The 24,878-nt window shown below is 58.0% G+C and carries 21 protein-coding genes and 1 tRNA gene; 21 read left to right on the forward strand and 1 reads right to left on the reverse strand.

All coding sequences use genetic code 11. The features are described 5' to 3' along the window. The 7 genes from dnaK to CUR33_RS20205 form a co-directional block, all read left to right on the forward strand. Positions 1–1,496: molecular chaperone DnaK (gene dnaK / locus CUR33_RS20175; protein WP_289240752.1), on the forward strand; the 1,496-nt coding region annotated here is incomplete at its 5' end. A gap of 126 nt (positions 1,497–1,622) precedes the next feature. Further along, entirely contained in the window at positions 1,623–2,750 is a 1,128-nt protein-coding gene (gene dnaJ / locus CUR33_RS20180; RefSeq protein ID WP_090255965.1) for a molecular chaperone DnaJ, read from the forward strand. A 71-nt stretch (positions 2,751–2,821) separates the two neighbouring features. Then, on the forward strand, positions 2,822–3,625 hold the full coding sequence (gene dapB, locus CUR33_RS20185; protein ID WP_289240753.1) for a 4-hydroxy-tetrahydrodipicolinate reductase: 804 nt from the start codon (positions 2,822–2,824) through the stop codon (positions 3,623–3,625). Between the two features lie 209 nt (positions 3,626–3,834). Further along, complete coding sequence (gene carA, locus CUR33_RS20190; protein WP_160088702.1) at positions 3,835–4,983, forward strand: glutamine-hydrolyzing carbamoyl-phosphate synthase small subunit; 1,149 nt, start codon at positions 3,835–3,837, stop codon at positions 4,981–4,983. A gap of 36 nt (positions 4,984–5,019) precedes the next feature. Beyond that, a complete protein-coding gene (gene carB, locus CUR33_RS20195; protein WP_090255969.1) occupies positions 5,020–8,241 on the forward strand; it encodes a carbamoyl-phosphate synthase large subunit in 3,222 nt (1,073 codons plus the stop codon). Beyond that, positions 8,238–8,714, forward strand: coding sequence for a transcription elongation factor GreA (gene greA / locus CUR33_RS20200; RefSeq protein ID WP_160088698.1), 477 nt, complete (start codon positions 8,238–8,240; stop codon positions 8,712–8,714). Before carB ends, greA begins: the two co-directional genes overlap by 4 nt. After that, entirely contained in the window at positions 8,686–9,138 is a 453-nt protein-coding gene (locus tag CUR33_RS20205; protein WP_289240754.1) for a DUF4149 domain-containing protein, read from the forward strand. The genes greA and CUR33_RS20205 overlap by 29 nt, the downstream gene beginning before the upstream one ends. 59 nt (positions 9,139–9,197) lie before the next feature. Here the strand turns inward: CUR33_RS20205 and yhbY are convergent, their stop codons facing one another. Next, positions 9,198–9,509 carry a ribosome assembly RNA-binding protein YhbY gene (yhbY, locus tag CUR33_RS20210; protein ID WP_090255972.1) on the reverse strand — a complete coding sequence of 104 codons (312 nt, stop codon included), beginning with the start codon at positions 9,507–9,509 and terminating at the stop codon, positions 9,198–9,200. A 102-nt stretch (positions 9,510–9,611) separates the two neighbouring features. On the opposite strand from yhbY, the gene rlmE reads away from it, so the two are divergent. The 14 genes from rlmE to pnp all read left to right on the forward strand — a co-directional run bounded on the left by rlmE (position 9,612) and on the right by pnp (position 24,869). Then, positions 9,612–10,235, forward strand: a complete 624-nt coding sequence (gene rlmE, locus CUR33_RS20215) for a 23S rRNA (uridine(2552)-2'-O)-methyltransferase RlmE (protein WP_289240755.1) — start codon at positions 9,612–9,614, stop codon at positions 10,233–10,235. A 180-nt stretch (positions 10,236–10,415) separates the two neighbouring features. Next, positions 10,416–12,332: an ATP-dependent zinc metalloprotease FtsH gene (gene ftsH, locus CUR33_RS20220; RefSeq protein WP_090255974.1), complete on the forward strand. Its 1,917-nt coding sequence runs from the start codon at positions 10,416–10,418 to the stop codon at positions 12,330–12,332. Between the two features lie 8 nt (positions 12,333–12,340). Next, positions 12,341–13,192, forward strand: a complete 852-nt coding sequence (gene folP, locus CUR33_RS20225) for a dihydropteroate synthase (RefSeq protein ID WP_289240756.1) — start codon at positions 12,341–12,343, stop codon at positions 13,190–13,192. 18 nt (positions 13,193–13,210) lie between these two features. Then, the gene (gene glmM, locus CUR33_RS20230; protein WP_289240757.1) at positions 13,211–14,548 is read left to right on the forward strand and encodes a phosphoglucosamine mutase; all 1,338 of its coding nucleotides are present in this window, start codon (positions 13,211–13,213) and stop codon (positions 14,546–14,548) included. Between the two features lie 65 nt (positions 14,549–14,613). Further along, positions 14,614–15,369, forward strand: a complete 756-nt coding sequence (gene tpiA / locus CUR33_RS20235) for a triose-phosphate isomerase (protein WP_289240758.1) — start codon at positions 14,614–14,616, stop codon at positions 15,367–15,369. A 4-nt stretch (positions 15,370–15,373) separates the two neighbouring features. Next, the gene (secG, locus tag CUR33_RS20240; RefSeq protein WP_289240759.1) at positions 15,374–15,757 is read left to right on the forward strand and encodes a preprotein translocase subunit SecG; all 384 of its coding nucleotides are present in this window, start codon (positions 15,374–15,376) and stop codon (positions 15,755–15,757) included. Between the two features lie 25 nt (positions 15,758–15,782). Beyond that, a tRNA-Leu gene (locus tag CUR33_RS20245) sits at positions 15,783–15,868 on the forward strand. Positions 15,869–16,169: 301 nt separating this feature from the next. Continuing rightward, positions 16,170–16,631: a ribosome maturation factor RimP gene (rimP, locus tag CUR33_RS20250; protein ID WP_289240760.1), complete on the forward strand. Its 462-nt coding sequence runs from the start codon at positions 16,170–16,172 to the stop codon at positions 16,629–16,631. Positions 16,632–16,698: 67 nt separating this feature from the next. Beyond that, positions 16,699–18,180, forward strand: coding sequence for a transcription termination factor NusA (nusA, locus tag CUR33_RS20255; RefSeq protein ID WP_090255980.1), 1,482 nt, complete (start codon positions 16,699–16,701; stop codon positions 18,178–18,180). 27 nt (positions 18,181–18,207) lie between these two features. After that, positions 18,208–20,697, forward strand: coding sequence for a translation initiation factor IF-2 (infB, locus tag CUR33_RS20260; RefSeq protein ID WP_289240761.1), 2,490 nt, complete (start codon positions 18,208–18,210; stop codon positions 20,695–20,697). A 107-nt stretch (positions 20,698–20,804) separates the two neighbouring features. Then, a complete protein-coding gene (gene rbfA / locus CUR33_RS20265) occupies positions 20,805–21,209 on the forward strand; it encodes a 30S ribosome-binding factor RbfA (protein WP_289240762.1) in 405 nt (134 codons plus the stop codon). A 4-nt stretch (positions 21,210–21,213) separates the two neighbouring features. Then, positions 21,214–22,131, forward strand: a complete 918-nt coding sequence (truB, locus tag CUR33_RS20270; RefSeq protein ID WP_289240763.1) for a tRNA pseudouridine(55) synthase TruB — start codon at positions 21,214–21,216, stop codon at positions 22,129–22,131. A gap of 155 nt (positions 22,132–22,286) precedes the next feature. Continuing rightward, entirely contained in the window at positions 22,287–22,556 is a 270-nt protein-coding gene (gene rpsO / locus CUR33_RS20275; protein WP_090255984.1) for a 30S ribosomal protein S15, read from the forward strand. A 207-nt stretch (positions 22,557–22,763) separates the two neighbouring features. Continuing rightward, positions 22,764–24,869, forward strand: coding sequence for a polyribonucleotide nucleotidyltransferase (gene pnp, locus CUR33_RS20280; protein WP_167147750.1), 2,106 nt, complete (start codon positions 22,764–22,766; stop codon positions 24,867–24,869). Positions 24,870–24,878: the final 9 nt, after the last annotated feature.

A 24,878-nucleotide genomic window follows, 5' to 3' on the forward strand; every position in this document is an offset into this window, starting at 1 on the left:
CCGTGCCGGCCTACTTCAACGACAGCCAGCGTCAGGCTACCAAAGACGCCGGCCGTATTGCTGGTCTGGATGTAAAGCGCATCATCAACGAGCCTACTGCGGCTGCTCTGGCTTACGGTATGGACAAGGCCAAGGGCGATCACACCGTGATCGTTTATGACCTGGGTGGCGGTACCTTCGACGTATCCGTGATCGAAATTGCTGAAGTTGACGGCGAGCACCAGTTCGAAGTGTTGGCCACCAACGGTGACACCTTCCTCGGTGGTGAAGACTTCGACATTCGTCTGATCGACTACCTCGTTGACGAATTCAAGAAAGAAAGCGGCATGAACCTCAAGGGTGACCCGCTGGCCATGCAGCGCCTGAAAGAAGCCGCTGAGAAAGCCAAGATCGAACTGTCCTCGAGCCAGTCGACCGACGTGAACCTGCCGTACATTACTGCAGACGCCACCGGTCCTAAGCACCTGAACGTGAAGATCTCCCGCGCCAAGCTGGAATCGCTGGTGGAAGACCTGGTACAGCGCACCATCGAGCCGTGCCGTATTGCGCTGAAAGACGCTGGTATCGACATCGGTGCGATCAACGACGTGATTCTGGTCGGCGGTCAGACCCGTATGCCGCTGGTGCAGAAGCTGGTTACTGATTTCTTTGGTAAAGAAGCGCGTAAAGACGTTAACCCGGACGAAGCCGTGGCCATGGGTGCTGCTATCCAGGGCGCGGTACTGTCGGGCGACGTGAAAGACGTGCTGCTGCTCGACGTCAGCCCGCTGACTCTGGGTATCGAAACCATGGGCGGCGTGATGACTGCGCTGATCGAGAAAAACACCACGATTCCGACCAAGAAATCGCAAGTGTTCTCGACTGCTGACGACAACCAAGGCGCCGTGACCATTCACGTGCTGCAGGGCGAGCGCAAGCAAGCCAGCGGTAACAAGTCGCTGGGCAAATTTGACCTGGCCGAGATTCCACCGGCTCCGCGTGGCGTACCGCAGATCGAAGTAACCTTCGATATCGATGCCAACGGCATCCTGCACGTCGGCGCGAAAGACAAGGCCACCGGCAAGACTCAGTCGATCGTGATCAAGGCCAACTCCGGTCTGTCTGAAGAAGAAATTCAGCAGATGGTCCGTGATGCCGAAGTCAACGCCGAGGAAGATCGCAAGTTCGAAGAGCTGGCGACCGCGCGTAACCAAGGCGATCAGCTGGTGCACGCCACCCGCAAGATGATCACCGAGGCCGGCGACAAGGCTACTGCCGACGAGAAGACTGCTATCGAAACCGCATTGAGCGCGCTGGAAGTGGCGATCAAGGGTGACGACAAAACTGAAATCGACGCCAAGATGACCGCGCTGTCCGAAGTGACCGCACCGCTTGCGCAGAAGATGTACGCCGAGCAGCCGCAGCCAGGTGCACAAGCCCCGGGTGCTGAGCAAGCCAAGGACGCAGGCGACGACGTGGTCGACGCTGAGTTCGAAGAGGTCAAAGACAACAAATAAATAGGCGCAAGCTTATGCCGCTCTGGCCGGGCGTGACGCGAGTCGCGTTCGGCATGATCCGCCGCGCGGGAGCTTGCTCCCGCGTTGGCGTGTCTGGAGTAGACGATTTAAAGGTGTTGAAGACTTATGGCTAAACGCGATTTTTATGAGGTGCTCGGTGTCGAGCGCGGCGCCAGCGAAGCGGAGCTGAAAAAAGCCTACCGCCGTCTGGCCATGAAGTATCACCCCGACCGTAACCCGGACGATAAAGCCGCCGAAGAGAAGTTCAAGGAAGCCAACGAGGCTTACGAAGTGCTTTCCGATGCGGCCAAACGTTCGGCTTACGATCAGTACGGCCACGCCGGTGTCGACCCGCAAATGGGTGGCGGCGGTGGCGGCCCAGGCGGGGCGAACTTCTCCGATATCTTCGGTGATGTATTCAGCGATTTCTTCGGTGGCGGTGGTCGTGGCGGTCAACGTGGCGGCGCACAGCGCGGCAGTGACCTGCGCTACACCCTGGAGCTGGACCTGGAAGAAGCGGTGCGCGGCACTACGGTGACCATTCGCGTGCCGACGCTGGTCAATTGCAAACCTTGCGATGGCTCGGGCGCGAAAAAGGGCACTACGCCGGTGACCTGTACCACCTGTGGTGGTATCGGTCAGGTGCGTATGCAGCAAGGCTTCTTCTCGGTGCAGCAGACCTGTCCGCGTTGTCACGGCAGCGGCAAGATGATCACCGATCCTTGCGGCTCCTGCCACGGTCACGGCCGGGTCGAAGAGCACAAGACTTTGTCGGTTAAGGTGCCGGCTGGCGTCGATACCGGCGACCGCATTCGTCTGTCTGGCGAAGGCGAGGCGGGTGCCATGGGTGGCCCGGCGGGCGACCTGTATGTGGTGGTGAATGTGCGCGAGCACGCGATCTTCCAGCGCGACGGCAAGCACCTGTACTGCGAAGTGCCGATCAGCTTTGCCGATGCGGCCCTGGGCGGCGAGTTGGAAGTGCCGACTCTGGATGGTCGGGTCAAGCTGAAAATCCCGGAAGGTACGCAGACCGGCAAGATGTTCCGTTTGCGTGGCAAGGGCGTTGCCCCAGTGCGTGGCGGTGGTGCCGGCGACTTGATGTGCAAGGTGGCGGTGGAAACCCCGGTCAATCTGGATAAGCGTCAGCGCGAACTGCTTGATGAGTTCCGCAAAACCCTGGAAGGCGACAGCTCGCATTCGCCGAAGGCCAATGGCTGGTTCGAGGGCGTTAAGCGCTTCTTTGGCGACCTGTAAATCCCGCTGACAGGCTGCGCGGTCGTTAAGCGGCTGCTGCAGTCTGGGGCGACAGCTTGGAGCTGATAGCTATGCAACGTATTGCTGTGATGGGCGCCGCCGGGCGCATGGGCAAGACCCTGATCGAAGCCGTGCAGCTGGTCGATGGCGCAAGCCTGAGCGCGGCGATTGATCGTGCAGACAGCAGCCTGGTTGGTGCGGATGTCGGTGAGCTGGTGGCGCAGGGCAAGATTGGCGTCAATCTGTCCGGCGATCTGAATGCGGTGCTTGATCAGTTCGATGTGCTGATCGACTTCACTCATCCATCGGTCACCCTGAAGAACCTGGAAATCTGCCGTCAGGCCGGTAAATCCATGGTGATCGGCACCACCGGTTTTTCCCCGGAAGAAAAGCAGCAGCTGGCTGAGGCCGGCAAGCAGATTTCCATCGTGTTTGCCGCCAACTTCAGTGTTGGAGTCAATCTGTGCCTGAAATTGCTCGATACTGCGGCGCGGGTGCTTGGCGATGACGTGGATATCGAAATCATCGAAGCCCATCACCGCCACAAGGTCGATGCACCGTCCGGCACCGCTTTGCGCATGGGTGAAGTAGTGGCCAATGCCCTAGGGCGTGATCTGCAGAAAGTCGCGGTGTATGGCCGCGAAGGTCAGACCGGTGCGCGCGAACGCGAAACCATCGGTTTTGCCACGGTGCGCGCCGGTGATGTGGTCGGTGATCACACCGTCTTGTTCGCTGCTGATGGTGAGCGCGTGGAAATCACCCACAAGGCATCGAGCCGCATGACCTTTGCCAAAGGTGCTGTTCGTGCGGCGCTATGGCTGCAAAAACGTCAGCCTGGTCTGTATGACATGCAGGACGTTCTGGGGCTTAACTGAGGCATTCTGTCGCAGGAATGTGTTTTACCTGGGTCTGAGTCGCAACTGGCGGTGGACCCAAAAGGCAGTTTCCTGTAAGCTTTCTGCTTTAGTGTGTCCACTAAAGTTGCGCAGAATGAATCAGATAAAAAAGCGGGGTGACGGTCGATACGTCATCCCGCTTTTTTACAATCTGCGTTTGCTTCACGTTTTGATTTTCGGAGGTTTTCTTGAGTAAGCCAGCCCTTAAACCTGCCATTTTGGCTCTTGCTGATGGCAGTATTTTTCGCGGCGAGGCCATCGGTGCCGATGGCCAAACTATTGGAGAGGTGGTTTTTAACACCGCCATGACCGGCTATCAGGAAATCCTTACCGATCCTTCCTATGCCCAGCAGATCGTCACTCTGACCTATCCGCACATCGGCAACACCGGCACCACGCCGGAAGACGCCGAATCCAACCGCGTATGGGCAGCTGGCCTGATTATCCGTGACCTGCCGCTGACCTCCAGTAACTGGCGCAACAAGCAGCCGCTGGATGAATACCTCAAGGAAAACGGCACCGTCGCCATTGCTGGTATCGACACCCGTCGCCTGACCCGCATCCTGCGTGAGAAAGGCTCGCAGAACGGCTGCATTTTGGTTGGCGATGACGCCACTGAAGAAAAAGCCCTGGAATTGGCACGTAGCTTCCCCGGCCTGAAAGGCATGGACCTGGCCAAAGTGGTGAGCTGCACTGAGCGCTATGAGTGGCGCTCCAGCGTGTGGAACCTGAAAGACGACAGTCACCCCGAAATTCCAGCCAGTGAGCTGAAATACCACGTGGTGGCTTACGACTACGGGGTTAAGTGGAACATCCTGCGCATGCTGGTTGAGCGCGGCTGCCGCCTGACGGTAGTGCCGGCGCAAACACCGGCCGCTGACGTGCTGGCGCTGAATCCTGATGGCGTGTTCTTGTCTAACGGCCCTGGCGACCCCGAGCCTTGTGACTACGCGATCCAGGCAATCAAGGATGTACTGGAAACCGATATTCCGGTGTTCGGTATTTGCCTCGGTCATCAGCTGCTGGCTCTGGCCTCAGGCGCCAAAACCCTGAAGATGGGTCACGGTCACCATGGCGCTAACCACCCTGTGCAAGACCTCGACACTGGTGTGGTGATGATCACCAGCCAGAACCACGGTTTTGCTGTGGATGAGGCCACGCTGCCGAGCAATCTGCGCGCTATCCACAAGTCGCTGTTTGACGGTTCTCTGCAAGGTATTGAGCGTACTGACAAAGATGCCTTTAGCTTCCAGGGTCACCCTGAAGCGAGCCCCGGTCCAGCCGATGTGGCCCCGCTGTTCGACCGCTTTATCGAAACCATGGCCAAGCGCCGCTAAACCTCGCCGACTGACCCAAGGATTCGAGTAACCGCTATGCCAAAACGTACAGACATTAAAAGCATCCTGATCCTCGGCGCTGGCCCGATCGTTATCGGCCAGGCCTGCGAGTTCGACTATTCCGGTGCCCAGGCGTGTAAAGCGCTGAAAGAAGAGGGTTACCGCGTCATTCTGGTGAACTCCAACCCGGCCACCATCATGACCGACCCGGCCATGGCGGACGCCACCTATATCGAGCCGATCAAGTGGTCCACCGTGGCCAAGATCATCGAGAAGGAGCGCCCAGACGCGCTGTTGCCAACCATGGGTGGCCAGACCGCGCTGAACTGCGCGCTGGACCTGGAGAAGCACGGTGTACTGGAAAAGTTCGGCGTCGAGATGATAGGTGCCAACGCCGACACCATCGACAAGGCTGAAGACCGTTCACGCTTCGACAAGGCGATGAAAGACATCGGCCTGGCCTGCCCGGTTTCCGGCATCGCGCACAACATGGAAGAAGCTTACGGCGTGCTGGAGAAGGTGGGCTTCCCGTGCATCATCCGTCCGTCCTTCACCATGGGCGGCACGGGCGGCGGTATTGCTTACAACCGTGAAGAGTTCGAAGAAATCTGCGCCCGCGGTATCGACCTGTCGCCAACCAGCGAACTGCTGATCGACGAGTCGTTGATCGGCTGGAAAGAGTATGAGATGGAAGTGGTCCGCGATAAAAAGGACAACTGCATCATCGTCTGCGCCATTGAAAACTTCGACCCGATGGGCGTGCACACCGGTGACTCGATCACCGTGGCTCCAGCGCAAACCCTGACTGACAAGGAATACCAGATCCTGCGTAACGCCTCTTTGGCGGTACTGCGTGAGATCGGCGTGGAAACCGGCGGCTCCAACGTGCAGTTCGGCATCTGCCCGAACACCGGCCGTATGGTGGTGATCGAGATGAACCCGCGCGTGTCGCGTTCCTCGGCGCTGGCCTCCAAGGCCACCGGCTTCCCGATCGCCAAGATCGCCGCCAAGCTGGCCGTGGGTTACACCCTTGATGAGCTGTCCAACGACATCACTGGCGGTCGCACCCCGGCCTCGTTCGAGCCAGCCATTGACTATGTCGTGACCAAGATCCCGCGTTTTGCCTTCGAGAAATTCCCGAAAGCCGACGCCCGCCTGACCACCCAGATGAAGTCCGTCGGTGAGGTCATGGCCATCGGCCGTACCTTCCAGGAATCCCTGCAGAAAGCCCTGCGCGGTCTGGAAGTAGGCGTTTCAGGCCTCGATCCGATGCTCGATCTGGCCGATCCTGAAGCTGAAAGCACCCTGCGTCGCGAACTGACCGTGCCAAGCGCTGATCGTATCTGGTATATCGGCGATGCCTTCCGTGCCGGCAAGACCGTGGCCGAAGTCTTCGAGCTGACCAACATTGATGAATGGTTCCTGGTGCAGATTGAAGATCTGATCAAGGACGAAGAGCGCATCAAGACCCTGGCGTTGTCGAGCATTGATCGTGACTCGATGTACAAACTCAAGCGTAAAGGCTTCTCCGATATTCGCCTGGCCAAGCTGCTGGGTGTGACTGAGAAGACCCTGCGCAGCCAGCGCCACAAGTTGAAAGTGCTGCCGGTGTACAAGCGCGTCGACACTTGCGCCGCCGAGTTCGCCACCGACACCGCTTACATGTATTCGACCTACGAGGAAGAGTGCGAAGCCAATCCGTCGACCCGCGACAAGATCATGATCCTTGGTGGCGGGCCGAACCGTATCGGCCAGGGCATCGAGTTCGACTACTGCTGCGTACACGCGGCACTGGCGCTGCGTGAAGACGGTTACGAGACCATCATGGTCAACTGCAACCCGGAGACCGTCTCCACCGACTACGACACCTCCGACCGTCTGTACTTCGAGCCGGTAACCCTGGAAGACGTGCTGGAAATCGTCCGCGTAGAGCAGCCGAAAGGTGTGATCGTGCAGTACGGCGGCCAAACTCCGCTGAAAATCTGCCGCGCCCTTGAAGAAGCCGGCGTACCGATCATCGGTACCTCGCCTGATGCCATCGACCGCGCCGAAGACCGCGAGCGCTTCCAGCAGATGGTTCAGCGTCTCGGTCTGCGTCAGCCGGCTAACGCCACCGCGCGCAGCGAAGACGAGGCCTTGGCCCACTCTAAGACCATCGGTTATCCGCTGGTGGTGCGTCCTTCCTATGTACTAGGCGGCCGTGCGATGGAAATTGTCTACCAGGAAGACGAGCTCAAGCGTTATATGCGCGAAGCGGTAAAAGTCTCCAACGACAGCCCGGTGCTGCTCGATCACTTCCTCAACTGCGCCATCGAAGTGGACGTGGATGCGGTGTGCGACGGCGAAACTGTGGTGATCGGCGCGATCATGCAGCACATTGAACAGGCTGGTGTGCACTCGGGCGACTCCGCCTGTTCGCTGCCGCCGTACTCACTGCCAATGCACATCCAGGACGAGATCCGTGAGCAGGTCAAGAAAATGGCCTTGGAGCTCGACGTGGTTGGCCTGATGAACGTGCAGATGGCCGTGCAGGGTGAGGACATCTTCGTCATTGAAGTGAACCCGCGCGCCTCGCGTACCGTACCGTTTGTCTCCAAGTGCGTCGGCGTTTCGCTGGCCAAGGTGGCTGCGCGCGTGATGGCCGGCAAGACTCTGGCTGAAGCAGGCTACACCGCCGAGATCATTCCGCCGTACTTCAGCGTCAAGGAAGCGGTGTTCCCGTTCGCCAAGTTCCCAGGTGTCGACCCGATACTCGGCCCAGAAATGAAGTCCACCGGTGAAGTGATGGGCGTCGGCGATACCTTCGGTGAAGCCTTCGCCAAGGCACAGTCGGGGGCCAGTGAGATTCTGCCAAATGCCGGCGTGGCCTTTATCAGCGTGCGCGACGATGACAAGCCGCTGGTGGCTGGCGTGGCGCGTGACCTGATTGAACTGGGCTTTGAAGTGGTGGCCACTGCCGGTACCGCCAAGCTGATCGAGGCAGCGGGTTTGCCCGTGCGTCGCGTCAACAAGGTAACCGAGGGTCGCCCGCACGTGGTCGACATGATCAAGAATGATGAAGTCACTCTGATTATCAACACCACCGAAGGTCGTCAGTCGATTGCTGACTCCTACTCCATTCGTCGTAACGCTCTGCAGCACAAGATCTACTGCACCACCACCATTGCGGCGGGGCAGGCTATCTGTGAGGCGCTGAAGTTCGGTCCCGAGAAGACTGTGCGCCGTCTGCAGGATCTGCATGCAGGAATCAACGCATGATCAAATACCCAATGACTGTCCAGGGCGCGCGCGCCCTGGAAGAGGAGCACGCTCACCTGACCAAGGTGGTGCGTCCCAAGCTGAGCCAGGATATCGGCACTGCGCGCGAGCTCGGTGACCTCAAAGAGAACGCTGAATACCATGCCGCGCGCGAGCAGCAGGGCATGGTCGAGGCGCGTATCCGTGATATCGAGGGCCGCCTGCAGAATGCGGTGATCATCGACGTCACCACGATTGAGCACACGGGTAAGGTGATTTTCGGCACCACCGTGGAAATCGCCAATTGCGAAACCGATGAAAGCGTCACTTACCAGATCGTGGGTGAGGACGAAGCTGACATCAAGCAGCGCAAGATTTCTGTAGGCTCACCTATCGCCCGCGCCTTGATCGGCAAGAGTGAGGGGGATGTGGTCGTGGTGCAGACGCCGAGCGGTGCGCTGGAGTATGAGATTGTCGAGGTTCGCCATCTCTAAGCCGCTGGTGCGTGACGCTGGCGCAATCAGCTGGCTGCTGGCTCAGGCGCTCTGGGTTGGCGGCCTCTGGTTGCTGCATTTTTTGCTGCTGCCTGCAATTGCCAAGATCGGCCTGGCCTCATTGCTGGTGGAAGAAATCGGCAATACCTTGCGGCCATTGCTGGTTGGCCTGGCGGCGGTTTGCGCCGGACTCCAGGTGCTGGTACTGATTCGTGCCGAACGCCTGGCAAGCCTGTGGCGTGATACCCGCGGGCAATTGCTATTGGTTGTAGTAGCGATGGCGGGCAGTTACTTTGCTGTGCGCCAACTGCTGCCAGAGGCTGAACTGTGGTTGATGTTCAGTTACTTGGTCATGGCCTTTTGTGGCCTGTTGCTGGTGTTGCAGCTGCTGCCGCAAAGCTCAGGCACAAGCTCTAAGCAGTAAGATTGGGTAGGCTAGGTGGGTTGCAAAGGCGCTGAGCGCGCCTTGCAACGGCTGATAGATCAGCCGTGATGACGGTGAACGTTGGACAGGTTTTTGTTCACTTTCGGATTCTTGCGGTAGATCAACGCCATTTTGCCAATCACCTGCACCAGCTCGGCTTTGCCGGCTTTGCACAGTTCATTGATGGCCGTAAGGCGATCTTCGCGCTCAGTGATGCGTAATTGCACTTTAATCAGTTCATGATCGCTCAGTGCGCGTTCCAGTTCAGTCAGCACACCTTCGGTCAGACCGTTGTCAGCCACGATCAATACAGGCTTCAAATGGTGACCGATAGATTTGAATTGTTTCTTCTGCTCTTGAGTGAGCGGCATAATCTGATTCCTGCATTTAATCTGGTAAAAAACGGCGGTTAGTTTACCCGAGCGCCTTCGGAGCCGCCCAGATATTCATGCGTTGCACATTCGAGGTATTGCGTGGCCCGTTCCAAGACCAGTCAAGGTTGGCTGAAAGAGCATTTCAACGACCCCTACGTCAAAATGGCGCAGAAGGATGGCTATCGTTCGCGCGCCAGCTACAAGCTGCTGGAGATTCAGGAGAAGGATCGTATCCTGCGGCCTGGCATCACTGTAGTCGATCTGGGCGCAGCGCCGGGCGGCTGGTCGCAGGTCACCAGTCGGGTGATCGGTGACAAGGGGCGTTTGATCGCGTCAGATATCTTGGAGATGGACAGCATCCCGGATGTCACCTTTATCAAGGGTGACTTTACCGACGATGAGGTGTTCGCGCAGATTCTCGAAGCCATCGGTGATCATCCGGTAGACCTTGTGATTTCCGATATGGCCCCCAATATGAGTGGGGTAAGGGAATCGGATCAGCCGCGCGCGATGTACTTGTGCGAGCTGGCGCTGGATTTGTCGACTCGTGTATTGCGTCCGGGTGGTGATTTCCTGATCAAGATCTTCCAGGGTGAAGGTTTTGATCTTTATCACAAGCAGGTGCGTCAGCTGTTCGACAAGGTGCAGATGCGTAAGCCGTTGTCCTCACGTGACCGCTCCCGCGAGCAATATCTGCTGGCGCGAGGCTTTCGCGGTCTCTGATGCAGCAAGGTGTTCGGCGAATTGTGCTGAGCTCTTGTGGTCTCACAACAAATAAAGGGTTACAGACGGAGCCTGCCAGGGGTGGGCGTTGTGTAGTAAGTTAGATCGGTACATAACTGGTCGTCATGCGAAGTGCGCTTCGACACGGGGCCTGCTTCAGAGGGTAGCTAATTGAACGACATGGCAAAGAATCTGGTCCTGTGGCTGATCATCGCCGCCGTCTTGGTGACGGTGATGAACAATTTTTCCAGCCCAACTGAGTCGAACAAACTCAATTATTCGCAGTTTATCCAGCAGGTTCAGGATGGCGGCGTTAAGCGAGTGACAGTTGATGGCTTCATCATTAGCGGTACCCGTACCGATGGTTCCTCGTTCGAGACCGTGCGTCCGGCGATTCAGGACAATGGCCTGATTAAGGACCTGATGGACAACAACGTCGAGATCGTCGGCAAGCAGCCTGAGCAGCAGAGCATCTGGACTCAGCTGCTGGTCGCCAGCTTCCCGATTCTGGTGATCATCGCCGTGTTCATGTTCTTTATGCGCCAGATGCAAGGGGGCGCGGGCGGTAAAGGCGGGCCGATGAGTTTCGGTAAGAGCAAGGCGCGCCTGCTCTCGGAAGATCAGGTCAAAACCACCTTCGCTGACGTCGCCGGTTGCGACGAGGCCAAGGAGGAAGTCAGCGAGCTGGTTGAATTCCTGCGTGATCCGGGCAAGTTCCAGCGCCTCGGTGGGCGTATCCCGCGCGGCGTGCTGATGGTTGGCTCGCCTGGTACCGGTAAGACCTTGCTGGCCAAGGCGGTTGCTGGCGAAGCCAAAGTGCCGTTCTTCACCATTTCTGGTTCGGACTTCGTGGAAATGTTCGTTGGTGTCGGCGCATCCCGTGTCCGTGACATGTTCGAGCAAGCCAAGAAGCACGCGCCATGCATCATCTTTATCGATGAGATCGACGCTGTGGGTCGCCATCGTGGCGCTGGTATGGGTGGTGGTCACGACGAGCGTGAGCAGACTCTCAACCAGTTGCTGGTAGAGATGGATGGCTTCGAAATGAACGACGGCATCATCGTCATTGCTGCCACCAACCGCCCTGACGTGCTCGACCCTGCGCTGCTGCGCCCGGGCCGTTTCGACCGTCAGGTTGTGGTGGGTCTGCCGGACATACGTGGCCGCGAGCAGATTCTCAAAGTGCATATGCGCAAAGTGCCAATGGGCGAAGACGTTGCTCCAGCAGTGATTGCGCGTGGTACGCCGGGCTTCTCCGGTGCCGACCTGGCCAACCTGGTCAACGAGGCATCGCTGTTCGCTGCCCGTGCCGGTAAGCGTGTGGTCGAGATGAAAGAGTTCGAGCTGGCCAAAGACAAGATCATGATGGGCGCCGAGCGCAAGACCATGGTCATGTCGGACAAGGAAAAGCTCAACACCGCATTCCACGAAGCCGGCCACGCGATTGTCGGGCGCCTTGTGCCTGAGCATGACCCGGTTTACAAGGTGTCGATCATTCCGCGCGGTCGTGCGTTGGGCGTGACCATGTTCCTGCCTGAGGAAGATCGTTACAGCCTGAGCAAGCGTGCACTGACCAGTCAGATCTGCTCGCTGTTCGGTGGCCGTATCGCCGAAGAAATGACCCTGGGCTTTGATGGCGTCACCACTGGTGCGTCTAACGACATCATGCGTGCTACCCAGTTGGCCAAGAACATGGTCACCAAATGGGGCTTGTCGGAAAAACTAGGCCCGCTGATGTATGCCGAAGAAGAGGGTGAGGTTTTCCTTGGTCGTAGCATGGGCAGTAATCAGAGCAACGTCTCTGCCGACACCGCCAAATTGATCGATCAGGAAGTACGCAGCATCATTGATGAGTGCTACGGCACCGCCAAGCGCCTGTTACAGGAAAACCGCGACAAGCTCGATGCGATGGCTGAAGCGCTGATGAAGTACGAAACCATTGATGCTGAGCAGATTGAAGACATCATGAATGGCCTCGCGCCGCGTGAGCCGAAAGGCTGGCAGGGCGGTGACGACAACAACGGCACGCCGACTGCGCCAGTTGAAGTCGCTGAGTCCACAGAGAAGCCAATTGGTGGTCCAGCCGCCGAGCTATAAGGTTTTCCATGTCTGTTGCGCCAACCTTCGACCGGCTGCCCTGTGGCAGCCGGTTTCTTGATTTAAGCCGTCCGCAAGTGATGGGCATCCTAAACGTCACTCCTGACTCCTTCTCCGATGGTGGGCGCTACGGCCAGCGTGATGCTGCTTTGCGTCATGCCGAGGCTATGCTTAAGGCGGGGGCGACACTGATTGATGTGGGTGGTGAGTCGACGCGCCCTGGTGCTCGTGCGGTTTCTCCCGTTGAGGAGCTGGAGCGGGTTGCGCCCGTCGTTGAGGCCATTGCCCGCGAGCTGGATGTGATCATTTCGGTGGACACTTCAACGCCAGCAGTCATTCGCGAAACTGCGCGGCTGGGTGCTGGGTTGATCAATGACGTGCGTTCGCTGCAGCGTGATGGTGCGCTGGACGCTGCGGCTGACAGTGGTCTGCCGGTATGCCTGATGCATATGCGCGGTGAGCCCACCACCATGCAGCAGAATCCAAAATACCCAGACGTCGTCGCAGAAGTGCGCGAGTTTCTGCTTGAGCGGCTGGCTGCCTGTTCGGCGGCTGGGATTGGCGCTGAGCGAGTCATTCTTGATCCTGGTTTTGGTTTTGCGAAAACCTTGGAGCACAACCTGTCGCTGTTCAAGCATTTGCAGGCGCTGCATGCGCTAGGGCGGCCGCTGCTGGTCGGGGTGTCGCGCAAGAGTATGATCGGCAAGGTGCTAGGGCATGAGGTGGGCGAGCGCCTATATGGCAGTCTGGCCTTGGCTGCGTTGGCGCTGAGCAAGGGTGCACACATCCTGCGAGTGCACGATGTGGCGCAAACAGTTGATGTGGTAAGGATGATCGCCGCGGTTGAAGCGGCCGAATAAGTTAGAAGGAATTGTGGGATGGGTAGAAAATATTTTGGTACTGACGGTATTCGTGGGCGTGTCGGTGACTTCCCTATAACCCCGGAATTCATGCTCAAGCTCGGCTGGGCAGCCGGGATGGCATTTCGCAAGCAGGGCAAGTGCCGCATTTTGATCGGCAAGGACACGCGCATCTCCGGTTATATGTTCGAGTCTGCCTTGGAGGCTGGTTTGTCCGCGGCCGGCGCGGATGTGATGCTGCTCGGCCCGATGCCGACGCCAGCAATTGCCTACCTGACCCGTACCTTCCATGCCGAGGCCGGAATCGTTATCAGTGCCTCGCACAATCCCCATCATGACAACGGCATCAAGTTCTTCTCCGGGCAGGGCACCAAGCTGCCGGACGAAATTGAGCTGATGATCGAAGAGTTGCTTGATCAACCGATGACGGTGGTCGAGTCCGAGCAGCTGGGCAAGGTCTCGCGAATTAACGATGCCGCCGGGCGCTATATCGAATTCTGTAAGAGCAGTGTGCCGAGCAGCACCGACTTTGCTGGCTTGAAGATCGTCGTCGATTGCGCTCATGGCGCGGCGTACAAGGTTGCACCTAGCGTATTCCGTGAGTTGGGCGCGCAGGTAACTGTGCTTTCAGCCCAGCCCAATGGTTTGAATATCAATGATAACTGCGGCTCGACCCACGTCGAGGCCTTGCAGGCCGAAGTGCTGGCACAGCAGGCTGATCTGGGTATCGCCTTTGATGGTGATGCGGATCGGGTGTTGATGGTCGATCATTCAGGCGCTGTAGTTGATGGGGATGAGCTGCTGTTTATCATCGCTCGCGATCTGCTGGAGCGCGGCAAGCTGCAGGGCGGGGTCGTCGGTACGCTGATGAGTAACCTTGGGTTGGAGCTGGCTCTGGCTGATCTGGGCATACCGTTTGTGCGGGCCAAGGTTGGCGACCGTTACGTTATTGCCGAGTTGCTGTCGCGCAACTGGCAGTTGGGTGGTGAGAATTCTGGGCATTTGGTGTGTTTCCAGCACACCACTACCGGTGATGCAATTATCGCCGCGCTGCAGGTGCTGATGGCGCTCAAGCGTCGTGAGCAGACCCTGGGTGAGGCTCGTCTGGGGATGCAGAAGTGTCCGCAGGTGCTGGTGAACGTAAGCTTTGCCGGTGGTGTTGATCCGTTGGAGCACCCGGCAGTGCAGCAGGCCAGCGCGCGGGTAACCGAGCAAATGGCCGGTCGTGGGCGGGTGCTGCTGCGCAAATCCGGCACCGAGCCGTTGGTGCGGGTTATGGTTGAAGGTGATGACGAAGGCCAGGTGCGCGGCTATGCCGATGAATTGGCTAAAGTTGTTGCGGATGTATGTGCTTGATTCGGCTTGCCAGTCGGGTAGCTGTTGGGTAACATCTGCGCCCTCTTTGACCGACGAGGTAAAGCATGCGTCGCCCAATGGTTGCTGGTAACTGGAAAATGCACGGTACCCGCGCCAGCGTCGTAGAGCTGATCAACGGTCTCAATCAGCAGGCGTTGCCTGCTGGTGTAGATGTAGCGGTTTTTCCGTCTTGTTTGCATCTTGACCAAGTTGTTGATGGTTTGGCAGGCAAGGCTGTTGCGGTAGGCGCGCAAGATTGCGCAACCGAAGCGCAGGAAGGTGCTTTGACTGGTGAAGTGGCGGCAAGTCAGTTGCATGACGCGCGCTGTTCGCTGGTGCTGGTCGGTCACTCCGAGCGTAGGTTGCTGCTGGGTGAGAGTGATGAAGTTGTGACGCGCAAATTTGCTGCTGCGCAGTCTTCGGGTTTGCTCCCAGTGCTGTGTGTCGGTGAGACCCTTGCTCAGCGTGAGGCGGGGCAGACACTTGAAGTGGTTGCGGCGCAGTTGTCTGCCGTGACTGATGCTTTGGGTGTGGAGGTGTTTTCCGCTGCGGTCATCGCTTATGAGCCGGTTTGGGCTATTGGCACTGGTTTGACTGCATCGCCTGCGCAAGCGCAGGAAGTGCATGCGGCGATTCGTGCGCAGTTGGCGGCGAAAAGTCCTGAGTTGGCTGGCAAGGTAAGAATTCTTTATGGTGGCAGCGTCAAGGCCGCCAGTGCTGCCGAGTTGTTCGGTATGCCGGATATCGATGGGGGGCTTGTAGGTGGAGCCTCTCTGAATGCGGATGAGTTCGGTGCGATTTGTCGCGCCGCAGGAAGCTAAAGAAATGCTGGAAACAGTTATCGTTGTTCTTCATCTGCTGGGCGCCATCGGTGTTGTTGCGCTGGTTTTGTTGCAGCAGGGTAAAGGCGCAGATGCAGGTGCCTCGTTCGGTGCGGGTGCTTCTTCTACCGTATTCGGTAGCCAAGGAAGTACTACCTTTCTGAGTCGAGTTACTGCTATACTTGCCGCCGGTTTTTTCATGACTAGCTTGGGTTTAGCGTTCTTTGCTAAAGACAAAGCTGATGGTATGGCTCAGGTTGGTTTGCCTGATCCAGCAGTCCTGGAAGTGCAGCAGGCTAAGCCGGCTGCTGAAGATGTACCTGTTCTTGATGCAGCTAAGCCGGCAGTCGAAGCGGCGGACGTACCTCAGGCTCCAGAGCAGCAGTAATAGGTTGTATGCAGTAAACGATTTTGCCGAGGTGGTGGAATTGGTAGACACGCTACCTTGAGGTGGTAGTGGCCATAGGCTGTAGGGGTTCGAGTCCCCTTCTCGGTACCATTTTTCAGGAAGGCCCGCTTGATGCGGGCCTTTTTGTTGCTGGAGTGTCGATTGACCCTGTGCAGGGTTAGGTCGTATAATCCGGCCCCAGCTTTGATGTGGGAATGAGCAGCAAAGTCGCTCCTCGGATGTTAAGTCCGAAGCTGGCTGGGTTAAACCAGCCCCCGCATTGAGTTGCAGAGGAGCCCCTTTCAAGGGGCTTTTTGCTAGCTGGATGACAGCTTTGCCGGCCTTTAGAGGGCGGTTCGATGATGGGCGATTCGCCCATTTTTTATTTCTACAGCATGCGCGAGGGGTTCAGGTGTCGAGCAAGCTAGAACAGTTGCAGGCCTTGGTGGCCCCGGTAGTCGAGGCCCTTGGCTACCAATGTTGGGGTATCGAGTTCCTGTCACAAGGGCGGCATTCTCTGCTGCGAATTTATATTGATAAACAGCCTGACGGCGTGTTGATCGAGGACTGTGAAATTGTCAGTCGGCAGATCAGTGGCGTGCTCGATGTCGAGGACCCGATCAGCGCTGAGTACACCCTTGAGGTGTCCTCGCCAGGTATGGATCGGCCGCTGTTCACCCTTGAACAGTTCGCCAGCCATGCCGGTGAGCAAGTAAAGATCAAGCTGCGGTCACCTTTTGAAGGTCGACGCAATTTTCAGGGCCTTCTACGCGGTGTGGAAGAGCAGGACGTGGTAGTGCAGGTGGATGACCATGAATTCCTGTTGCCGATCGACATGATCGACAAGGCCAACATTATCCCCAGGTTTGATTGAGACGCGGATCCCGCGCAAGTGGCGCGGATAGCGCGGATCCAATGGATTGCGAAAGGCGAGGCGTACGATGAGCAAAGAAGTACTGCTGGTTGTTGAGTCGGTATCCAACGAAAAGGGTGTACCGGCGAGCGTAATTTTTGAAGCGCTGGAGCTGGCTTTAGCCACTGCTACTAAAAAGCGTTTTGAAGACGAAGTGGAGTTGCGTGTGGCGATCAATCGTCAGACTGGCAACTACGAAACATTCCGCTGCTGGACAGTGGTTGAAGAAAGTGACTTTGATGACCCTGCACACCAGGTCACCACGGACATGCCGCGTGCAGTCGAAGCCAATGCCAAAGTTGGTGACGTGCTGGAAGAGAAGATCGAATCCATTGAGTTCGGTCGTATTGCCGCGCAAACCGCTAAACAAGTGATTGTGCAGAAAGTCCGTGAAGCCGAGCGCGCTCAGGTGGTCGAGGCTTACCGCGAACGTCTGGGTGAAATCATCTCAGGCACCGTGAAGAAAGTGACCCGCGACAGCGTGATCGTTGATCTGGGTAACAACGCGGAAGCCATGTTAGCGCGCGAAGACATCATCTCCCGCGAGACTTTCCGTGTTGGTGTGCGCCTGCGTGCTCTGCTCAAGGAAATTCGCACCGAGAACCGCGGTCCGCAGTTGATCCTTTCGCGTACCGCCCCGGAAATGCTCATCGAGCTGTTCCGCATTGAAGTGCCGGAAATTGCCGAAGAGCTGATCGAAGTCATGGGCGCGTCCCGTGATCCGGGTTCGCGCGCCAAGTTGGCTGTGCGTTCCAAAGACAAGCGCATCGACCCGCAGGGTGCCTGTATCGGCATGCGCGGTTCGCGCGTGCAGGCGGTTTCCGGCGAGTTGGCTGGCGAGCGTGTAGACATCGTGCTGTGGGATGACAATCCCGCGCAGTTCGTGATCAACGCCATGTCGCCGGCCGAGGTTGCAGCCATCATCGTCGACGAAGATGCCCATGCCATGGACATCGCCGTTGGCGCAGACAACCTTGCTCAGGCCATTGGCCGTGGCGGTCAAAACGTGCGTTTGGCCAGTCAGTTGACTGGCTGGACCCTGAACGTGATGACCGAGGCGGACATTCAGGCCAAGCAGCAAGCAGAAACAGGCGACATCCTGCAGCGCTTTATCGATGAGCTGGAAGTCGACGAAGAACTGGCCCAGGTGTTGGTCGAAGAGGGCTTCACCAGCCTTGAAGAAATTGCCTATGTGCCGATGGAAGAGATGCTCAGCATCGATGGTTTTGACGAGGATATCGTCAATGAGCTCCGTGCTCGCGCCAAAGATCGCCTGCTGACCAAAGCCATCGCCAACGAGGAAAAGCTGGCAGATGCCCACCCAGCCGAAGACTTGCTCTCGCTTGAGGGGATGGATAAGGCGCTTGCGCATGAACTGGCAGTGCGCGGCGTTGTTAACCGCGAAGACCTGGCCGAGCAGTCTATTGATGACCTGCTCGACATCGACGGTATCGACGCTGAGCGAGCCGGCAAGTTGATCATGGCCGCCCGAGCCCATTGGTTCGAGTAAGCAGTTGCGGCCTGAGGAGAGAAATGCATGACGCAAGTCACGGTTAAAGAACTGGCCCAAGTGGTCAATACACCGGTTGAACGCCTGCTGCAGCAGATGAGTGAGGCCGGTTTGCCGCACAAAAGTGCTGATCAAGCAGTCACTGACAGTGAGAAGCAGGCCCTGTTGGCCCATCTCAAGAGCAGTCACGGCGACAGCAAAACAGAAGAGCCGCGCAAAATTACTTTGCAGCGCAAGACTACCAGCACCCTGCGGGTTGCTGGCAGTAAGACCATCAGTGTTGAAGTGCGCAAGAAGAAGACCTTCGTTAAGCGCAGCGCTGAAGAGATCGAAGCTGAGAAGCAGCGTGAGCTGGCTGAACAGCGTGCTGTCGCTGAAGCTGCCAAAGCAAAAGCTGACGAAGAAGCTAAGCGCCGCGCCGCAGAAGAAGCACAGCGTCCTGCACCTGTAGCGGGTGAGGCCGTGGTTGAAGCCGCTCCGGTTGTAGCAGTTGAGCTACCGGTATTGGCTGCTCCGGTGGCTGATGAGCGTAAGAAAGACGAGCCTCGTCGTCCCGATAAGGCGCGCAATGATGACGCCGACCGTCGTGGTGGCGAGCGCAAGACCACTCAGCATCGCCCGACCGTCAAGGAAAAGGCCCCGGCACCACGTGTTGCGCCGCGCACCATCGACGAAGAAAGCGACAGCTTCCGTCGCGGCGGTCGTGGCAAGGCCAAACTGAAGAAGCGTAATGCTCACGGCTTCCAGAGCCCGACAGGCCCGATCGTGCGTGAAGTGAAGATTGGCGAGACCATCACTGTGGGCGATCTGGCTCAGCAGATGTCGGTCAAAGCCGCTGAAATCATCAAGTTCATGTTCAAGCTGGGTACCCCTGCGACCATCAACCAGGTGCTGGATCAGGAAACTGCCCAGTTGGTTGCTGAAGAGCTGGGCCACAAAGTTACCCTGGTCAGCGACACCGCCCTGGAAGACTCCCTGGCTGAGTCGCTGAAGTTCGAAGGCGAGACCTTTGCTCGTGCGCCGGTTGTTACCGTAATGGGTCACGTTGACCACGGTAAAACCTCGCTGCTCGACTACATTCGTCGCGCCAAGGTGGCGGCTGGCGAAGCTGGCGGTATCACCCAGCACATCGGTGCCTACCACGTAGAAACCGAGCGCGGCATGGTCACATTCCTCGACACCCCGGGCCACGCCGCGTTTACCGCAATGCGTGCCCGTGGTGCCAAGGCGACCGACATCGTCATCCTCGTGGTGGCTGCGGACGACGGCGTGATGCCGCAAACCATTGAAGCCGTTCAGCATGCTCAGGCAGCTGGCGTTCCGCTGGTGGTTGCAGTGAACAAGATCGACAAGCCGGGCGCTGACCTTGATCGCATTCGTAGCGAGCTGTCGGTGCACGGTGTGACCTCGGAAGAGTGGGGCGGTGATACGCCGTTCGTTCCTGTGTCGGCGAAAGTCGGTACCGGTGTCGACGAACTGCTCGAAGCCGTACTGCTGCAAGCCGAGATTCTCGAGCTGAAAGCCACTCCGTCGGCCCCAGGCCGTGGTGTTGTGGTTGAATCGCGTCTGGATAAAGGCCGCGGTCCGGTTGCGACCGTACTGGTTCAGGACGGTACTCTGCGCCAAGGCGACATGGTGCTGATCGGTTCCAACTACGGCCGTATCCGCGCCATGCTCGACGAGAACGGCAAGCCGATCAAAGAAGCGGGCCCGTCGATTCCAGTCGAGATTCTCGGTTTGGACGGCACCCCGGATGCTGGCGACGACATGAGCGTGCTGGCTGACGAGAAGAAGGCACGCGAAGTCGCCCTGTTCCGTCAAGGCAAGTTCCGCGAAGTGAAACTGGCCCGTGCTCACGCCGGCAAGCTGGAAAACATCTTCGAGAATATGGGCCAGGAAGAGAAGAAGACGCTTAACATCGTCCTCAAATCTGACGTCCGTGGTTCGTTGGAAGCGCTGCAAGGCTCGCTCAGCGGCCTGGGCAACGATGAAGTGCAAGTGCGTGTGGTCGGTGGCGGCGTCGGTGGTATCACCGAGTCCGATGCTAACCTGGCGCTGGCCTCCAACGCTGTACTGTTCGGTTTCAACGTGCGTGCTGATGCCGGCGCGCGCAAGATCGTCGAGCAGGAAGGTCTGGATATGCGTTACTACAACGTGATCTACGACATCATCGAAGACGTTAAGAAGGCCCTGACCGGCATGCTCGGCAGCGATGTTCGCGAGAACATCCTGGGTATTGCCGAAGTGCGTGACGTGTTCCGTTCGCCGAAATTCGGTGCGATTGCCGGTTGTATGGTGGTTGAAGGTACGGTCTACCGTAACCGTCCAATCCGCGTACTGCGCGACGACGTGGTGATCTTCGAAGGCGAGTTGGAATCCCTGCGTCGCTTCAAAGACGATGCCTCCGAAGTGCGTAATGGCATGGAGTGCGGTATTGGCGTGAAGAGCTACAACGACGTTAAGGTCGGCGACAAGATCGAAGTGTTCGAGAAAGTCCAAGTGGCTCGTAGCCTGTAAGCACGAGTCGCAATACGCAGCGCCCGGCCCCGCATTTGCGCGGCCGGGCGTTTGCCGCTTTTAGGTCCGCTGCTTTCAGGCAGCGCGACGAGTGAAGGTAGTAAGAAATGGCCAAAGAATTTAGCCGGGCTCAGCGCATCGGCGACCAGATACAGCGCGAATTGGCGCAGTTGATCCGCCTGGAAGTCAAAGACCCGCGTCTTGGCGGCCTGGTGACCATCACTGCGGTGGAAGTTAGCCGCGACTCCAGCCACGCCAAGGTGTTTGTCACCATCATGGGCGTTGAGCCTGAAGAGGGTGTCGATCCCGTCGTGCAGAGCATCAAGGTGCTCAACGATGCCAGCGGCTTCCTACGCATGCAGCTGGGCAAGGCAATGAAGCTGCGCAGCGTGCCGAATCTGCGTTTCCATTACGACGAAAGCGTGATTCGCGGTGCGCAGTTGTCGGCATTGATCGAGCGCGCGGTCAGTGAAGACCGCCAGCACGAAGATGAACCCGAGGCCAAGGAGTAAGCGCGTGGCCCAGGTCAAACGTATTCGTCGCGCCGTCGATGGCATCATCCTGCTGGATAAGCCCAAAGGCTTTAGCTCCAACGCCGCCTTGCAGAAGGTGCGCTGGTTGCTGAATGCCGAAAAGGCTGGGCACACCGGCAGCCTTGATCCCCTGGCCACTGGCGTACTGCCGTTGTGCTTCGGTGAGGCGACCAAGTTCTCCCAGTACCTGTTGGATGCCGACAAAGGCTACGAAACCCTTATGCAGCTGGGGGTCACCACCACCACGGCTGATGCCGAAGGTGAAGTGCTGGAGCGTCGCCCAGTGACCGTTGGTCGCGCCGATATTGAAGCGGCGCTGCCCGGTTTTCGTGGTGAAATCAGCCAGATACCGCCGATGTACTCGGCACTCAAGCGTGACGGGCAGCCCCTTTATAAGTTGGCCCGTGCCGGTGAAGTAGTGGAGCGTGAGCCACGTTCTGTTACTATTGCGCGCCTGGAATTACTGGACTGCGAAGCGGAGCAAGCGCGCCTGGCGGTCGATTGCAGCAAAGGCACTTATATCCGCACGCTGGTCGAAGACATTGGCCACCTGCTGGGTTGCGGTGCACACGTTGCAGAGCTGCGCAGAACCAAAGCCGGCCCCTTCGATTTGAGCCGCACCGTAACGCTCGAAGAGCTGGAACGGGTGCATGGCGACGGTGGCAATGAGGCTGTTGACCAGTTCCTGCAACCGGTCGACAGCGGTTTGCAGCACTGGCCGCTGCTGCAGTTCTCCGAGCACAGTTCGTTCTACTGGCTGCAAGGGCAGCCGGTACGCGCCCCGGAAGCGCCGAAGTTCGGCATGGTTCGGGTGCAAGATCACAACGGTCGCTTTATCGGTATCGGTGAAGTGAGCGAAGACGGGCGCATTGCGCCGCGTCGTTTGATTCGGTCAGCATGACCGTAGCGCAGGCCTGGGGTTTCGGCTCTGGTGTGCGTGTATCGAGGGTGGCTGTTAATAGGCACGGTCATACCTCACTTTAAAACACGGGAAGCGATTCCCGGCCTATTGAAATGGTTGCTTTGCAGCCGTTTCTTAACTGAGAGGATTGCCCCATGGCACTCAGCGTTGAAGAAAAAGCCCAGATCGTAACTGACTACCAGCAAGCTGCTGGCGACACCGGTAGCCCGGAAGTGCAAGTAGCACTGCTGTCCGCCAACATCAACAAGCTGCAAGGCCACTTCAAGGCCAATGGTAAAGATCACCACAGCCGTCGTGGTCTGATCCGTATGGTTAACCAGCGTCGTAAGCTGCTGGACTACCTGAAGGGTAAGGACACCAGTCGTTACAGCGCCCTGATCGGTCGCCTGGGTCTGCGTCGCTAAGCAATGCTTACGCGTAGCTGACTGCCGAAGCTGGAAGTGGGGTTTACCCTGCTTCCAGCTTTTGCTTTTCTGCTTTGGCTGTTTTGGACGATAGCGGGTCCGATTCCCGTAACCGCCCACTCATTCTGTAAGACCCGTCTGTTCACATGCTGAACAACGGCTGCAAGAAACGCTTTCCCCAAGGGCAACAAAGAGAAGGAAAACACCGTGAACCCGGTAATCAAGAAGTTTCAGTTCGGTCAATCGACCGTTACCCTCGAGACAGGCCGTATCGCCCGTCAAGCCTCCGGCGCAGTGCTGGTCACCGTTGACGACGACGTCGCCGTACTGGTCGCCGTAACCGGCGCCAAGACTGCTGACCCAAGCAAAGGCTTTTTCCCGCTGTCCGTGCACTACCAGGAAAAAACCTACGCTGCCGGCAAGATCCCAGGCGGTTTCTTCAAGCGTGAAGCCCGTCCTTCCGAGAAGGAAACCCTGACTTCGCGCCTGATCGACCGTCCGATCCGTCCGCTGTTCCCAGAAGGTTTCCAGAACGAAGTGCAGGTTATCTGCACCGTGATCTCCACCAGCAAGAAGACCGATCCGGACATCGCTGCGATGATCGGTACCTCGGCTGCGCTGGCCATTTCCGGCATCCCGTTTAACGGCCCAATCGGTGCCGCGCGCGTAGCCTTCCACCCGGAAACCGGCTACCTGCTGAACCCGACTTACGAGCAACTCAAGGCCTCGAGCCTGGACATGGTTGTAGCCGGTACCAAAGACGCCGTGCTGATGGTTGAATCGGAAGCTAAAGAGCTGACCGAAGACCAGATGCTGGGCGCCGTACTGTTCGCCCATGACGAATTCCAGGTAGTGATCAACGCTGTAGCCGAGCTGGCTGCTGAAGCCGCCAAGCCGACGTGGGACTGGCAGCCAAAAGCTGAGAACACTGCACTGCTGAACGCTATCCGTAGCGAGTTCGGCGAGGCGATCTCCCAGGCTTACACCATCACCGTCAAGCACGAGCGTTATGCTCGTCTGGGTGAGCTGCGCAATGAAATCGTTGCCAAGTTCTCCGGTGAAGAAGGCCAGCCTTCTGCTGGTGAAGTCAAAGACGCTTTCGGCGAAATCGAATACCGCACCGTTCGCGAGAACATCGTTAACGGCAAGCCGCGTATCGATGGCCGTGACACCCGCACTGTACGCGGCCTGAACATCGAAGTAGGTGTTCTGGACAAGACCCACGGTTCGGCGCTGTTCACCCGTGGTGAGACTCAGGCTCTGGTGGTTGCCACCCTCGGTACCGCACGCGACGCACAGCTGCTCGACACCCTGGAAGGCGAGAAGAAAGACCCCTTCATGCTGCACTACAACTTCCCGCCTTACTCGGTGGGCGAGTGTGGTCGCATGGGCGCTACCGGTCGCCGCGAAATCGGTCACGGCCGTCTGGCGCGTCGTTCGGTTCAGGCCATGTTGCCTGCTGCTGACGTGTTCCCGTACACCATTCGTGTGGTTTCGGAAATCACCGAGTCCAACGGTTCCAGCTCCATGGCTTCGGTTTGCGGTGCATCCCTGGCGCTGATGGATGCCGGTGTGCCGATGAAGGCGCCGGTTGCTGGTATCGCCATGGGTCTGGTTAAAGAAGGCGAGAAATTCGCCGTTCTGACCGACATCCTCGGCGACGAAGATCATCTGGGCGACATGGACTTCAAAGTAGCCGGTACCGCCAATGGCGTTACCGCGCTGCAGATGGACATCAAGATCCAGGGCATCACCGAAGAGATCATGGAAATCGCCCTGAATCAGGCACTGGAAGCACGCCTGAACATTCTCGGTCAGATGAACAAGATCATCGCAACCTCGCGCACCGAGTTGTCGGCTAACGCCCCAACCATGATCGCGATGAAGATCGACCAGGACAAGATTCGCGACGTGATCGGCAAAGGTGGTGCAACCATCCGCGCGATCTGCGAAGAAACCAAGGCGTCGATCGATATCGAAGACGACGGTTCGATCAAGATCTTCGGCGAAACCAAGGAAGCGGCTGAGGCTGCGCGTCAGCGCGTACTGGGCATCACCGCAGAAGCCGAGATCGGCAAGATCTACGTCGGTAAGGTTGAGCGTATCGTCGACTTCGGTGCCTTCGTCAACATCCTGCCGGGCAAAGACGGCCTGGTACACATCTCCATGCTGAGCGATGCTCGCGTTGAGAAAGTGACTGACATTCTGAAAGAAGGTCAGGAAGTTGAAGTACTGGTACTGGACGTGGACAACCGCGGCCGTATCAAGCTGTCGATCAAAGATGTAGCTGCTGCCAAGGCTTCGGGCGTTTAATCGCCTCGT

This window comes from Pseudomonas sp. FEMGT703P (genome assembly GCF_002786345.1).
In the GTDB taxonomy this organism is placed as follows: domain Bacteria; phylum Pseudomonadota; class Gammaproteobacteria; order Pseudomonadales; family Pseudomonadaceae; genus Aquipseudomonas; species Aquipseudomonas peli.

What these genes read in the sequence shown, in the direction of transcription:
- dnaJ (WP_090255965.1), top strand. Translation starts at nt 1,623, where the DNA reads ATGGCTAAACGCGATTTTTATGAGGTGCTCGGTGTCGAGCGCGGCGCC.
- dapB (WP_289240753.1), top strand. Translation starts at nt 2,822, where the DNA reads ATGCAACGTATTGCTGTGATGGGCGCCGCCGGGCGCATGGGCAAGACC.
- carB (WP_090255969.1), top strand. Translation starts at nt 5,020, where the DNA reads ATGCCAAAACGTACAGACATTAAAAGCATCCTGATCCTCGGCGCTGGC.
- greA (WP_160088698.1), top strand. Translation starts at nt 8,238, where the DNA reads ATGATCAAATACCCAATGACTGTCCAGGGCGCGCGCGCCCTGGAAGAG.
- CUR33_RS20205 (WP_289240754.1), top strand. Translation starts at nt 8,686, where the DNA reads ATGAGATTGTCGAGGTTCGCCATCTCTAAGCCGCTGGTGCGTGACGCT.
- yhbY (WP_090255972.1), bottom strand. Translation starts at nt 9,509, where the DNA reads ATGCCGCTCACTCAAGAGCAGAAGAAACAATTCAAATCTATCGGTCAC.
- ftsH (WP_090255974.1), top strand. Translation starts at nt 10,416, where the DNA reads ATGGCAAAGAATCTGGTCCTGTGGCTGATCATCGCCGCCGTCTTGGTG.
- folP (WP_289240756.1), top strand. Translation starts at nt 12,341, where the DNA reads ATGTCTGTTGCGCCAACCTTCGACCGGCTGCCCTGTGGCAGCCGGTTT.
- glmM (WP_289240757.1), top strand. Translation starts at nt 13,211, where the DNA reads ATGGGTAGAAAATATTTTGGTACTGACGGTATTCGTGGGCGTGTCGGT.
- tpiA (WP_289240758.1), top strand. Translation starts at nt 14,614, where the DNA reads ATGCGTCGCCCAATGGTTGCTGGTAACTGGAAAATGCACGGTACCCGC.
- secG (WP_289240759.1), top strand. Translation starts at nt 15,374, where the DNA reads ATGCTGGAAACAGTTATCGTTGTTCTTCATCTGCTGGGCGCCATCGGT.
- nusA (WP_090255980.1), top strand. Translation starts at nt 16,699, where the DNA reads ATGAGCAAAGAAGTACTGCTGGTTGTTGAGTCGGTATCCAACGAAAAG.
- infB (WP_289240761.1), top strand. Translation starts at nt 18,208, where the DNA reads ATGACGCAAGTCACGGTTAAAGAACTGGCCCAAGTGGTCAATACACCG.
- rbfA (WP_289240762.1), top strand. Translation starts at nt 20,805, where the DNA reads ATGGCCAAAGAATTTAGCCGGGCTCAGCGCATCGGCGACCAGATACAG.
- rpsO (WP_090255984.1), top strand. Translation starts at nt 22,287, where the DNA reads ATGGCACTCAGCGTTGAAGAAAAAGCCCAGATCGTAACTGACTACCAG.